At 70.9% G+C, this 13,054-nt stretch carries 12 protein-coding genes; 4 read left to right on the top strand and 8 right to left on the bottom strand.

The features are described from left to right. Positions 1–18: 18 nt before the first annotated feature. The 3 genes from HNR00_RS19585 to HNR00_RS19575 form a co-directional block, all read right to left on the bottom strand. Positions 19–378 carry a hypothetical protein gene (locus HNR00_RS19585; RefSeq protein ID WP_183572138.1) on the bottom strand — a complete coding sequence of 120 codons (360 nt, stop codon included), beginning with the start codon at positions 376–378 and terminating at the stop codon, positions 19–21. 208 nt (positions 379–586) lie between these two features. Then, positions 587–991: a lanmodulin LanM gene (gene lanM / locus HNR00_RS19580; RefSeq protein WP_183572136.1), complete on the bottom strand. Its 405-nt coding sequence runs from the start codon at positions 989–991 to the stop codon at positions 587–589. Positions 992–1,326: 335 nt separating this feature from the next. Continuing rightward, positions 1,327–3,828 carry a TonB-dependent receptor gene (locus HNR00_RS19575; protein ID WP_183572220.1) on the bottom strand — a complete coding sequence of 834 codons (2,502 nt, stop codon included), beginning with the start codon at positions 3,826–3,828 and terminating at the stop codon, positions 1,327–1,329. 367 nt (positions 3,829–4,195) lie between these two features. Between HNR00_RS19575 and panC the strand changes: the two genes are divergently transcribed. Beyond that, complete coding sequence (panC, locus tag HNR00_RS19570) at positions 4,196–5,053, top strand: pantoate--beta-alanine ligase (protein ID WP_183572134.1); 858 nt, start codon at positions 4,196–4,198, stop codon at positions 5,051–5,053. Positions 5,054–5,128: 75 nt separating this feature from the next. Here the strand turns inward: panC and HNR00_RS19565 are convergent, their stop codons facing one another. From HNR00_RS19565 to HNR00_RS19555, 3 genes are all read right to left on the bottom strand, one after another. After that, the gene (locus tag HNR00_RS19565) at positions 5,129–5,950 is read right to left on the bottom strand and encodes a phasin family protein (RefSeq protein ID WP_183572132.1); all 822 of its coding nucleotides are present in this window, start codon (positions 5,948–5,950) and stop codon (positions 5,129–5,131) included. 156 nt (positions 5,951–6,106) lie between these two features. After that, entirely contained in the window at positions 6,107–6,460 is a 354-nt protein-coding gene (locus HNR00_RS19560; protein WP_183572130.1) for a phasin, read from the bottom strand. 283 nt (positions 6,461–6,743) lie between these two features. Next, entirely contained in the window at positions 6,744–8,015 is a 1,272-nt protein-coding gene (locus tag HNR00_RS19555) for a glycosyltransferase (RefSeq protein WP_183572128.1), read from the bottom strand. A 167-nt stretch (positions 8,016–8,182) separates the two neighbouring features. Between HNR00_RS19555 and HNR00_RS19550 the strand changes: the two genes are divergently transcribed. Both HNR00_RS19550 and HNR00_RS25645 read left to right on the top strand, forming a co-directional pair. Further along, positions 8,183–8,359: a hypothetical protein gene (locus tag HNR00_RS19550; protein ID WP_183572126.1), complete on the top strand. Its 177-nt coding sequence runs from the start codon at positions 8,183–8,185 to the stop codon at positions 8,357–8,359. A 208-nt stretch (positions 8,360–8,567) separates the two neighbouring features. After that, positions 8,568–9,161, top strand: a complete 594-nt coding sequence (locus tag HNR00_RS25645) for a hypothetical protein (protein WP_246390813.1) — start codon at positions 8,568–8,570, stop codon at positions 9,159–9,161. A 78-nt stretch (positions 9,162–9,239) separates the two neighbouring features. On the opposite strand, the gene HNR00_RS19540 is transcribed toward HNR00_RS25645, so the two are convergent. Both HNR00_RS19540 and HNR00_RS19535 read right to left on the bottom strand, forming a co-directional pair. After that, on the bottom strand, positions 9,240–10,931 hold the full coding sequence (locus HNR00_RS19540; protein WP_183572124.1) for an acyl-CoA dehydrogenase family protein: 1,692 nt from the start codon (positions 10,929–10,931) through the stop codon (positions 9,240–9,242). Between the two features lie 123 nt (positions 10,932–11,054). Further along, positions 11,055–11,930: a DMT family transporter gene (locus HNR00_RS19535; RefSeq protein WP_183572122.1), complete on the bottom strand. Its 876-nt coding sequence runs from the start codon at positions 11,928–11,930 to the stop codon at positions 11,055–11,057. Positions 11,931–12,149: 219 nt separating this feature from the next. Here HNR00_RS19535 and HNR00_RS19530 point away from each other — a divergent pair, with 219 nt between their 5' ends. Beyond that, positions 12,150–13,037 (top strand): YihY/virulence factor BrkB family protein, encoded by an 888-nt coding sequence (locus HNR00_RS19530; protein WP_183572120.1) that lies wholly within the window; start codon positions 12,150–12,152, stop codon positions 13,035–13,037. The last annotated feature ends 17 nt before the right edge of the window (positions 13,038–13,054 follow it).

Here is a 13,054-nt window from a genome sequence, read left to right as displayed (position 1 = left end):
GGAGCGATGCGGTCCGGATCAGGGCAGCGCGCCCGCCGCCTCCTTCACCTTCGTCATCGTGTTCTGGCACTCGGTCTCCTTGCCGGCCTTGTCCTGCTCCTTGGCGGTGGCGAGCAGCTTGCGCGCCTCCTCGACGCCGGCCTTGGTCGGCTTGGTCGAGGGATCGGACGGCTTGCCTTCCGGCGGCTTCTCGAGAGCCATCGGCGAGTTCGAGCTGGTCGGGCCGCCGGGCGGCTCCTTGCCGGTCACCTTCTCGGCCCCGGCGCTGTTGAGCCGCCGCTCGACCGTGGAGATGTCGTCCTTGCAGGTGACGGCGAAGGCCGGCCCGGCCGCGACGAGAAGGGCGAGAGCGGCCGGCAGGCCGAGGGGGATGCGCATGGGTGGGCTGCTTCCTTGAGTGTCCGACAGGCCGGTGCCGAAGGCCCGGCCGGGTGGCGGAGAAGCCGCTGGGAGGCGCGGAGGTTTCAGCCCTGCGACGCTACGCCCCCGCACCGTCGCCCCGGCCGTCGCTGCGCGGGGACGTGACAGGCACGAAAAAGGGCGCGGACCGAACGGTCCGCGCCCCTCTTTCGAACGGGTGCCGACGTCAGCGCATCAGCGCGACGAGGGCCGAGCCGGCCGGGCCCGACAGCTCCTTGGCGTCGACGGTGCCGTCGTTGTCCGGGTCTGCGGCCTTGAACTGGCCGGCGACGGCAGCGAGCCACTCCTTCTTGTCGAGGGTGCCGTCGCTGTCCGGGTCGAACTGCTTGAGATCGGCGGCGGTCATGCGGCCCTGCAGCTCCTTGGCGTCGAGGGTGCCGTCCTTGTCCGGATCGAGCTTGTCGAAGGCGGCGGAGGCGGCGGCCTGGGCCTCCTTGAGATCGATCGTGCCGTCCTTGTCCGGATCGAACGCGGCGACGTCGACCTTGGTCATGGAGGGGGCGGCGAAGGCCGGCGCGGCGGCGCCGAGGGCCAGCGCGAGAAGGGCGGCATGGATGGGGCGGAACGCCATGAGGTCACGTCTCCTTGTGGGATGCCCGGCAGGGCCGGACGGGTCTGCAAAAGGGCTGGTCCGACCGGGCACGCATCGCGCGCGCACTTCGTCCGGGCCGGCATCCTTGCGTATCCTGCCCGGGATGATTTGGCAACCAATGCGGGCGTGATTTGCAGAAGAACGTGCGCGTTCCGACTCGGTTGCATCGCAACAGGAAATCCCGAAGGCCGAACTCGGCACGGCATCCGAAACGACGAAGCGCGGCGCCGGGGGCCTGGCGCCGCGCTTCTCGAGAGACGTCCATGGGTGGGGTCCGGGATCGCGGCGGCGGTCCCGGACGCGTCGGGCTCGTCTCAGCCCTTGCGGATCAGCGGCTCGACCGGCGGGGCGGGCGGCGGCGGGGCGAACAGGATGCGTAGGCCGCCGAAGGCCGCGATCGGGGCGCCGGGCGCGACGCTGCGGTTGATCGAGGCGTTCGGCACCGAGATGATCGGAACCTCGTCCACCGGCGAGAAGGTGCCGAAGGTCGCGTAGCGGCGGTTCAGCGCGTTCTCGACGTAGCCGTAGATCTCGATGTTCTCGGAGACGCGGTAGGCGGTGTTGAACCCGAACACCGCGTAGTCGCCGGTGGTCTTGTTCAGGTTGGACGGATCGCCGACCAGGAACTTGCCGGTGGCGAAGCGGCCGAGCGCGCCGATGCGCCATTCCGGCGTGACCTGATAGTTGAAGCCGAACTTGACCTGGTGCGGCGCGACGCCGGGCAGGCGGTTGCCCGGACGGACCTGAACGAGGCCGCCCTCGTCGCCGCCCTCACTGTTGAACGGATTGCCGGGCGCGGCGAGTTCAATCGGCGACTGGAAGGTCGCGTCGACATAGGCGTAGTCGATGAAGGCTGACCACGTCGGGGTGTTGTAGAACAGGCTCGCCTCGACGCCCTGCCGCTTGGTCGAGCCGACGTTGCGGAAATAGGCGCGGCCGATCGTGTCGGGTGCCGGCACGAACAGGATGTCGTCGTCGTTGCGGGTCGAGAAGAAGCCGGCCTTGTAGGAGAGGATGCCGCCGAACCACTGGTCGGGCTGCGGGATGCGGCCGCGGATGCCGGCCTCGACGGTGCGGGCCTTGACCTGCTTGAGCGGCGGATCGCCGACGAAGAAGTTGGTGAGCGAGCACGGCGCCGTCGGATCGGCGCAGGACAGCTCCGCCGGGGTCGGGGCGCGGTTGGCCTCGGAGTAGCCGCCGTAGACGTTCAGGTAGTCCGGGATGATCTTGTAGGCCGCACCGATGCCGGGATTGAAGCGCTGGTAATAGTGGTCGCCGTTGAGCGCGGTGCCGATCTGATCCTTGAGGACGATGTGGGCCATGTTGAACCGGCCCTGCAGCGTCACGGTCAGGCGGTCGGTGACGTCGGTGACGTTCGAGAAGTAGATGCCGCCGTAATCGTTCGAGGTGCGCACCGAGACCGGGGTGATGATGCCGTCGTCGCTGGAGACGACGGTGCCGGGGGGCGAGAAGCCGCGGTCGAAGGTCAGGCCGCCGATCGAGTTGTCCGCGTTGAAGCGGGTGCGGCCGCCGTCGTAGGAGCCGCCGAGCACGAAGCGGTTCGGCATGCCGAACAGCGTCTCGCGCACCGTGGTCTGGACGGTCGCGCCGAAATTGTCGGTGTTGGTGCGGGTCTGGTTGAGGAAGGCGTAGGGGCCGCCTTCGTCGAAGCGGTCGGCGAAGGCCGGGTTGACCGCGCCGAAGTTGAAGGTGCGGACGCTGCTGGCCAGCACGCGGTTGCCGGTGCGGTCGCGCAGGAAGAACTGCTCGTCGTCGGCGCCCTCCGAGCACAGGAAGCGGTCGTCGGCCTCGCAGTTCTCCACGTCCGCCGCGTCGCCGTTGGCGGTCTGCTGCTTGAACAGGCCGTAATAGGCATTGCCCTGCAGGCTGATGGTGGGCGTGATGTCGTAGGTGCCCGACAGCTGGAAGCGCAGGAAGTCGTTCTTGGTCTGGTCGGGATAGGTGAAGACGTCGTTGTACTTGGTCTGGAGCAGCTCCACCGGGGCGGTGCCGTTGCCGGTGAGGCTGTTGCTGGCGCCGATCACGTTGAAGTGGAACTCGCCCTTCTCGGCCAGCACGCCGAGGTCGGCGTAGATCTGGTTGAGGCGCGAGGGCGAGTGCTTGCGCCAGCCGTTCTCGCCGAGCACGTTGCCGGCGACGTAGAGGCCGATGTTGTCGATGCGCTGGCCGTGCTGGAACGCCACCGCGCCGCGGCCGAACGAGCCGCCGAGCAGGTTGATCTCGCTGCCCTGGTAGGTGAAGCCGTTCTTGAGCGACACGGCGAGGGAGCCGCCGAGCGCGTTGAGGCCGAAGGCCGGGTTGGAGCCCTCCAGCTCGATGCGGTCGACCGCGATGTCGGGGATCAGGTCCCACTGCACCGTGTCGCCGAACGAGGTGTTGAAGCGCGCCCCGTTGACGTAGACCGCCACGCCCTGCGGCGAGCCGCCGAGCGGCGAGGCCTCGAAGCCGCGATAGGTGATCGTCGGCTGGAAGGGGTTGCCCTGCGCGTTGTTGATGCTGATCGAGGCGACCCGCTCGTCGAGCGAGCGGACCACGCTCGGGAAGCCGACGCGGTTCACGTCGCTCGCGGTCAGCACGCTGGTGTTGTGCGGGACCTTGTTGCGGTCGATGCCGTCGAGCACCGTCAGTTCGCGCGTCACGCCCGAGGCGGTCGGCGCGGTGACGACCCGGCGCGGCGCCGCGACGGGTGTGTTCGAGACGACGCTGATCTCGTCCAGCGTCACGGCCTGCTGAGCCATCACCTGCCCCGGCAGCAGTGCCACCGATGCGATCAGGCTGCCGCGCAGCACTCGCAGTGTCATTCCCCGAGCCCTTTTGATTTGGCGTTTCTGGGCCCACCCGGCGGGCCTTGGCGCGACTGTCATCCGGGAAGCGTGGCCGCCACAATCGCGCCACCGCCTCTTTCAGGGCATTTATGATGAGACGCTCAAGCTTCGTCCGGGGGCGTGCCCTTGCGGCAACATATTTCTCACGCCCGGACAACCACTTACGGACAAAAAGGAAGACATGTCCGGGATCATTCGGCAATCCCTGCGAGCAGCTTCCGACCGGTGCGGCGCTCCCGCCGAATCGTGACCGACGGCCGGACCTCGACCGCTTCGGCTGGCGTCCCGGCCGCCCCGCGCCTACCTGTGCTCCCGCCTCCCGCCGCGAGACCTTGCGATGCCCGACACGCTCCTTCGCCTCGACACCCTCGAACCCCTGCGCGCCCGAGTCGCCGCGTGGCGGCGGGAGGGCGAGCGGATCGTGCTGGTGCCGACGATGGGGGCGCTGCATGCCGGCCATCTCGCCCTCGTGGCCCATGCGCGGGCGATCGGCCAGCGGGTGATCGCCAGCATCTTCGTCAACCCGACCCAGTTCGGCCCGACCGAGGATTTCTCGCGGTATCCGCGCGATACGGAGGGCGACCTCGCCCTCTTGGCGGGGGCCGGCGCCGACGCCGCGTGGCTGCCTACCGTCGAGATCATGTACCCAGCAGACTTCGCCACCCGGATCGAGCCCGGTCCGGCGGCGGAGGGCCTGTGCGGCCGCTTCCGGCCCGGCCATTTCTCGGGCGTGGCGACGGTGGTGGCGAAGCTCCTCAACCAGGTCGGGCCGGACGTGGCCCTGTTCGGCGAGAAGGATTTCCAGCAGCTTCAGGTGATCCGCTCGGTCGTGCGCGACCTCGACATCCCCGTCGCCATCGAGGGCGTGCCGACCTTGCGCGAGGCGGACGGCCTCGCCCTGTCCTCGCGCAACCGCTACCTCGCCCCGGCCGAGCGCGCGACCGCGCCGCGCCTGCACGCCGTGCTCGCGCGCATCGCCGAGGGGCTGGCGACCGGTGCCGAGGCGGGCCCGCTGGTGGCCGACGGCATCGCCGAACTGGAGGCGGCCGGCTTCGGCCCGGTGCAGTATCTGGAGGTGCGCGATGCCGAGACCCTCGCCCCCGTCGCGCGGGTTGCGCGCGAGGCGCGGGTGATCGCGGCGGCCTATCTCGGCGGGACGCGGCTGATCGACAACGTGGCGGCGCTGCCGGGCTGAGCCGGCCGAACGCAAGAAGCCCCCGCACCGGCCGGTGTGGGGGCTTCTTGCGTCGGTTCGAAGCGCGGAAGAGAATCAGTGCCAGCGGGCGGCGCCGCCGAAGCGGTTGGCGCTGCGCAGGATGTGGCTGAAGCAGGTCAGCGAGGCGTCGGCCGCCCGCTGGAACTCGCTCACCTGAAGGCGGATCGCCTCCGCGGGCGATTTGGCCTTGGTCAACGCCTGGAAATGCGCCACCGCCGCCTCGCCTTCGCCGCGGGCGAAGGCGAACAGGGTCGCGTTGATCTCGTTCAGCGGCTCGAAGGCCGGAACGAAGGCGAAGCGCGTGCCCGCCTCGCTGCCCGACCTCACGCCACCGCTCGACGCGGGGAACGTCGCGGCCATGGCGAGCGGCGCTGCGGCGAGGGCCATCGCGTTGTCCGCGACCTGCTCGACCGTCGCGGCGGGCTGCTCGGCAACTTGCTCGACGGCCTGGGCCTGCGCGGCCTCGACCGTCTCCGTCGCCTGCGCGACCGCGTCGGCGCTCTGCTCGGTCACGGCCTGCGCGGTCTCGACGACGGTCGCGGCGACCTCGCTTTGCACCGTCTCGTCCGGCACCGCCTCGACCGCGTCGGCCGCCTGCTCGGCGCCCTCGGTCACGCTCGCCGCGACGGCGGCCTGCACCGTCTCGGGCGAGGTCTCGGTCGGAATCTCCGGGATGGCGGCGGTGTCGGTGGCGACCGTCTCGGCCGCCGAATCCGCGGCATCGGTCGCCGCCTCCTGGGCCACTTCCTGGGCCCCCTCGATCTCTTCGGCGATCTCTTCGGCCGCAGCCGCCTCCGGCGCGGCGTCCACGGCGGAAGCCGGCCGGCCGGCGGCGGGCGAGACCGGCGAACGTCCTTTGCGGCGGCTCGACGACATGGACCCTACTCCTCGTTCAAGAATCGCCCCCACCGGCCACCCCGGATTCGTCGTCCGGGGCGCCGTGGGAGAGCGTAGCATCGGAGCATGACACCTTAGGGACCGATCCCCCAGGCGCATGCCCTCACATCCCGGCGGGGCCGGGACGCCGAATCCTCAGCGGGCGGCGCTCTGAGCGAGGGCACCGTACTCCTTGACCTGGGCCTGGAGGGCGGCGAACTGGGTCTTCACGAACTCCGACTGGATCTCGAAGGCCTCGCGGACGTCCTTCGCGCGCACGACGCGATGGGCATAGTCGAAGGTGGTGTCGGCATTGGTCTTGGCGTGGTCGAGGCCCTTCAGCACGGCGGCGTGCAGGGTCGACTGGACCGTGGTGGCCGAGCTGCGGAGCTGCTCCGAGGTCTTCACGGCGCCGTTGAGCATCGTGCCGAAGGCGTTGCGGGCCTGATCGACGCTCTTGTCGGCGAAGTCGCGGAACTCGGTGGGGATCTCGAAATTCGGGGTGCTCATGTCGCTCTCCTGTCTCTGGGGACCGGGAGACTGGCGCACCGCTCGGGACGGGCGCCGCCGTTCGGATGACCGGCCCACATCCCATATGTTGCACTGCAACATAGAAGTCAAGAGAGTATCCGAGTCGACAGAGGCCGCCGCGGCGCAACGGCTATGCTGTTGATTCCAATATCGAACGCAGCGGACCGCGCCTTCGCGCGCCGCGCCCTGCCGGCTGTGCGGGGGCACATTAATGACGAATTCGCCTCCGGCCAACCGCCCGACCCCGATGAAAACGATCCCGTCACCGCATCGCAGCGACGACGCCGTCCCGCTCGGGCCCGCCCTCGCTGCCGCAGTGCCGTATACCGTATTCGTCCGCCAGCCGGCGATAAAGCCCGAGCAGCGCCTCGGCATGGGCGGCCAGGGTCGGCGGCGCCTGACAATAGGCGGCGTGCGCCGCCCGGCCGAGCCGAGCCACGAGGGCGTCGTCCTTCAGAGCCCCGAACGCCTCGGCCAGCGGCCCGGCCTCCGGCTCGACGACGAGCCCGGTCTCGCCGTGCCGGACCTTCTCGGCCGCGCCCGAGCGGGTCGAGGCGATCGCCGGAATCCCCTGCGCCAGGGCCTCGTAGATCGTGAGCGGCCCGGTCTCGTACCAGCGCGAGGGCGCGCAGACCGCCCGCGCCCGCGCCCTGAGGAGCGCGGCGACCTCGGACGGAGCACGCCAGCCGATCACCTCGGCGCCCTGCGCGCGCAGGGAATCCTCCAGCGGCCCGGCTCCGACGAACAGGGCCGGCAGGCCGGCGCGGCGGGCCGCCTCGGCCACGAGGTCGGCGCCCTTCTCCGCGGTGAGCCGCCCGACATAGGCGACCGCCTCGCCGCGGGCAGGCTCGGCCGGCGCCTCGGGCGCGACCCGCACGGGATTGTCGATGCGGTGATGGCGCACCGGCCGGCCTTCGAGCAGTGCACCCATCCGGGCGAGGCTCGCGTCGCAGACATGGATCACGTCGAGCGGCGCGCGGCCCGTCGCGACCCGGAGCGCCGCGGCGCGGCCGACCCGCACCGCCTTGTGCAGCCGGCTCTTGGGATCGCACGGGGCGGCAAGGCAGGCCGGCGACATCGGGCGTAACGAGCAGGGCTCGGCCCGGTCGAAGCGGTAATAGACGCCGTTGGGGCAGGCCAGGAAGTAGTCGTGCAGCGTCAGCACCAGCGGCGCGGGCCGCGCGAGCAGCACCGGCAGCACGGCGGGCGAGAAGGCGCGGCTCCACTGGTGGAGATGCAGGCAATCGACCGCCGCGGGCAGCGCATCGAGGGCGGCGGAGAGGCGGCGGGCCGCCTCTGCGTTCCAAACGCCCGTCACCGCGCCGCGCCAGGCCGGCAGCGACCAGACGTCGGGCAAGCTCAGGGCCACGCGGTGCAGCCGCGGATGATCGAGCAGCGGATCGACCGGCCCGTCCACCGCCTGGACATAGGTGACGCGTGCGCCGGCTTCCGCGAGGCCGCGGGCGGATTCGACCGCCACCTTCTCGGCGCCCCCGCTTGCCGTTGCGAACTCGGCCAGGATCACGACGTGCATGGGCGCGCTCCTCGCCGGCCACGAGCCGCGACGATAACGCAGATGTGCCTGCGGTTCGGTAAACGGACCGCGTGCCCGGCCGACGAAACACCACGGGGGGCCATCGCGTTGGTCCGACATCCCCGCCGCCGGACGCGCGGCGCTTCGAGATAAGGACGAGAACCCGCATGACCGATCAGACCCCGAAGAAGGACGATCCCAAGGCCTCGGGCTTCCGCCAGGACGGCAAGGGCGACAAGGCGAACCCGGAGAACCGTCAGGAGAAGGCCAACGAGCGGCTGGACGAAGCGCTGGAGGAGACCTTCCCGTCGAGCGATCCGGTCTCGGTGAAGATCACCAAGTAGGCGCTGGGTCGGCGCGGGCGCTGGCCGGGACATGCGGCCCGCGCTGCCGGGCCGCTCCGTCCCGCCCGCCCAAGATTTGCATCGACACGCGAAGCTGTGGTCTCCTCGCCCGGCACACCGCCGCCATCCGGCCGAGCGGTGACCGAAGCGTCCGGGGCCGTCCGTGACACGCGCCGAGCCCCGTCCGCGAAGCGACGGAGGCACGCGCTTGAACACCATCCCGAAGCTCGCCCTGCTCCTTCCGATGCTGGCCGCGACGCCGGTTCTGGCGCAGGGGACCGAGGCACAGCGGGCGGCCTGCGGACCGGACGCGTTCCGGCTCTGCGCCTCCTCGATACCCGATCCCGGTCGCACCGCGGCCTGCCTGAGGCGGGAGCGCGAGCGCCTGAGCGGTGGCTGCCGGGCGATGTTCGACGAGGCCGATGCCGCCGCGCGCACCGCGGCCACCAAACCGCGCGAGACCGCGCCCCCGGCCCGCGCCGAGCGGGCCCGCCGGGTCGCCGCCGCCGAACCGCGGCTCCCGCGTCAGGCGGAAGCGGCCGCGACGCCGCGGGAACGCCCGATGCGCGCAGAGCGTCGCGCCCCGGCGCGGGTCGCCGGGCTCGACCGGCCGGCGCGGGCGACGCCGCGGGTCGGCGGGGGCGTCATCGGGGTCGGCGGCGGCTTCGCCGGTCTGGAGGCGCAGGCCCACGGCTGGCACCGCACCCTGGCGGGCTATGCCGGCTCGATCGAGCGCCGGTTCGCCCGGCTCGGCAGCGTGGAGGCGGGGCGGCTCGATCTCGGCCGTCTGCCCGGCCTCTGAGGCCTGACGGCCGTCACGAAAAAAGCCCCGCCCGGCACGCGCCGGACGGGGCTTTCCTTTGGGATCGGGACGTGAGGCTTACTGCTCCAGCAGGCGGCGGGCGATGACCTGGGCCTGGATCTCGGCCGCGCCCTCGAAGATCGAGAGGATGCGTGCGTCGCACAGCACGCGGCTGATCTGGTACTCCAAGGCGAAGCCGTTGCCGCCGTGGATCTGCAGCGCGTTGTCGGCGGCCGCCCAGGCGACGCGGGCGCCCAAGAGCTTCGCCATGCCGGCCTCGAGGTCGCAGCGCTTGCCTTCGTCCTTCTCGCGGGCCGAGAAGTAGGTGAGCTGGCGGGCGATGTTGATCTCGACCGCCATCATGGCGAGCTTGTCGGCCACCCGCGGGAATTCGACCAGCGCCTTGCCGAACTGCACCCGCTCCTCAGCGTAACGCAGGCCGATGTCGAGGGCCGACTGGGCGACGCCGATGGCGCGCGCCGCGGTCTGGATGCGGGCCGATTCGAAGGTCTGCATCAGCTGGGCGAAGCCCTTGCCCTCGACCTCGCCGAGCAGGTTGGCGCCGGGCACCTCGAAATCTTCGAAGGAGAGCTCGTACTCCTTCATGCCGCGATAGCCGAGCACCTCGATCTCGCCGCCCGACAGGCCGTTCACCGGGAAGGGCTCTTCGTCCGTGCCGCGCGGCTTCTCGGCGATGAGCATGGAGAGGCCGCGATGGCCCTTCTCCTCAGGCTTCGTACGCACCAGCACGGTCATGATGTCGGCGCGGACGGGGTGCGTGATCCAAGTCTTGTTGCCCGAGATCTTCCACACGTCGCCGTCCTTGACGGCCTTGGTGCGCAAGCTGGCGAGGTCGGAGCCGGTGTTCGGCTCGGTGAAGACGGCGGTGGGCAGGATGTCGCCCGCGGCGATGCCCGGCAGGAAGCGCTGCTTCTGCTCCTCGGTGCCGCCGCACAGGATCAATTCGGCGGCGATCTCCGAGCGGGTGCCGAGCGAGCCGACGCCGATATAGGCGCGCGACAGCTCCTCAGAGACCACGCACATCGCGGCCTTGGGCATGCCCATGCCGCCGTATTCCTCCGGGATCGTCAGGCCGAAGACGCCGAGTTCGGCCATCTTGGCGACGATCTCCATCGGGATGTAGTCGTTCTTCAGGTGCCACTCGTGCGCCTGATCCACCACCTCGGCCTTGCCGAACCGGCGCATCTCGGAGCGGATCGCCTCCATGTCCTCGTCGAGGCCAGACGCGCCGATCGTGGCGGCACCCGAGCGGGTCGCCTCGCGGATCCTGGCCACGAGCGCGGCGCGGTTCTCGGCGGTGTTGCCCTCGGCCGCGATCGTGTCGATGGCGGCGGTGCGGAAGCCCGCGAGTTCCGAGGCCGTGAAACCGAGCGAGGTCGTCGGGCGCACCATCTCGCCCTGGCTCATCGGGATGCCGAAGAACATCTGGTCGAGATACTCGCCCATGCCGATCTTCACGAGCAGCGCCTCGGTCTCGCCGAAGCCGCCCTCGCCCTGAAGGCGCCCGGCATAATCGGCGAGTTCGCGCACGGCCTCGCCGTAGGTGGTGAGCCACGCGAGGCCGTGGGCGGCGTGCTGCTCGCGCTCCAGCTTGCCGGCGTCGAGCTTGCCTTCCGCGCCGGCGACCCGCGCCTTCACGCGCTTGGTGGCCTCGGCGACCAGCGCCTTGGCGCCCTCGGCAGCCTGCTTGGCGAGGGCGACGAAATCCTGCGGGTCGTTGGCGGGCTGGATGGCGGGGGAAGCGGCCATGTCTCACTCTCGATGCGATGAAAGGGTTAGGTTCATTATAGGCCGGATCGGCGGCGCAGTAGTCGATTTTCTTTGCCGCAGCCTATACCTTTGGATGAATCCGAACTGCATTCATCATACACCTCAGCGACTTCGGCTCGCCACCGCGACACCCGCGGCGGCCACCGCCATGCCGGCGATCTGCACCGGCGTCAGGGTCTCGCCGAACATGACATAGGCGATTCCGGCCGAGACCGGCGGCACGAGGAAGAACAGCGAGGCGACGCCCGCCACCGCGCCGCGCCGGATCAACGCCATCAGCAGCAGGATGCCGGCGACCGAGTTGACGAGCACGGACCATGCCATGCCGAGGCTCAGCGGCAGGGTGATCTCCGGCCACGGCTCTCCCGCGAGAAGCGCCAGCGGCACCGCGAAGGCCGCCCCACCGACGAACTGGATCGCGGCGTTGGTGACGAGATCGGCCTGCGCCGCCTTGCGCTTCTGCCACAGCGTGCCCACGGTCATGGCGAGCATGGCGGTCAGGCACACGGCGAGCGCCACGGGCGGGATGCCGGCGGGGTCGAGGCTGCCGACCTTCGGCGCCAGCACCAGCCCGGCCCCGAGGAAGCCGAGCCCGATGCCGGCCCAGCGCCGCGGGCCGACCCGCTCGCCGAGGAGCGGCTCGGAGGCGGCCGCCGTGAGCAGCGGCTGAAGGCTGCCGACGAGCGCGGCGATGCCCGAGGGCAGCCCGTGCCGGACCGACCAGAACACCCCGGCGACGTAGAGGCCCTGCATCAGCACGCCCGCCACCAGCGCATCGCGCCAGCCCCGCCCGTCCCGCGGCCAGCGGGCGCCGAGCGCCAGCGCGACCCCGGCGAGCACCAGGGCGACGAGGGAGAGGCGCGCCGCCACGAACACCAGCGGCTCCGACAGCGGCGCGACGTAGCGCGCGGCGGCGAAGCCCGTGGCCCAGATCAGGACGAAGCTGGCCGGGATCAGTCCGGTGAGGAACGGGGGCATGGCGGGCGCCACGCATCACAGGTGCGGGGGGAAGGCAACCGTCGGCCCGGCCGGGCTGGCATGCCCCGGTTTCGACGCGCCTTCGACCGTCGCCGTCGAACGCCGTGCCGCTCGGGTCATCGTCCTGTGTGGTTGCGCCCGCACGATTGACGCGCCCGACCCGAATGCCCGTATGGAGATGCAGAATCCCGTGCCGCCCACCGCAGACACAGCCCTCCCTTGAGCCGCACCAAGAAAACCCTCGACGTGGCGAGCCTCGCCGCGCAGCGCTTCGTCGCCCATGACGGCTGGGCGATCGCGAGCCACATCGCGCTGTCGATGCTGACCTCGCTGTTCCCGTTCCTGATTCTGCTGGCCGCGCTCGCCGGCCTGTTCGGCACCAAGTCGCTCGCCGACGAGGCCGGCACCCTGATCTTCGACGCGGTGCCCCGCGAGATCGCCAAGCCCATCGTCGGCGAGGTGCACCGCATCCTCACCGAGCAGCGCGGCGGCGTGCTGACGATCGGCGCCGTGCTCGCGCTCTACTTCTCGTCCTCGGGGGTCGAGTCGCTGCGGGTCGGGCTCAACCGGGCCTATGGGTTGCGCGAGATGCGGCCGTGGTGGCTGACGCGGCTCGAATCGATCGGCTACGTCGTCTGCGGCGCCTTCGCGATGCTGGCCTTCACGCTGCTCGTGGTGCTCGGGCCGCTGATCTGGCGGCAACTGGTGTTCGTGGCGCCCGGCCTGGAGCCGCTCGCGCTCACGGTGGCGATCGGGCGGATCGGCGTCACCGCGCTGCTGATCGCGCTGGTGCTCGTCATCGCCCACAAGTTCGTCGCCGCCGGGCGCCGCTCGCTCGTCGCGGTCCTGCCCGGCATCGCGGTGACGCTGGTGCTGTGGTTCCTCGCCGGCCTCGGCTTCGGATTCTATCTCGACCGGTTCTCGAACGCCTACGCCTCGACCTACGGAGGCCTGGCCACCGCGATGGTGTTCCTCGTGTTCCTCTACTGGCTCGCCGCGATGTTCCTGTTCGGCGGCGAGGTGAACGGCACCGTCATCGCGGCGCGGCGCCGGCGGCTCCAGGCGCGGATGCGGGCCCGTCAGGCGGAGGCCGCGGCGCGTCCTTGACGCTCCCGCCCGCCCGA

The sequence above is a fragment of the Methylorubrum rhodinum genome (genome assembly GCF_014199935.1).
GTDB lineage: Bacteria > Pseudomonadota > Alphaproteobacteria > Rhizobiales > Beijerinckiaceae > Methylobacterium > Methylobacterium rhodinum.
This window is presented reverse-complemented; position numbering and strand designations above follow the sequence as displayed.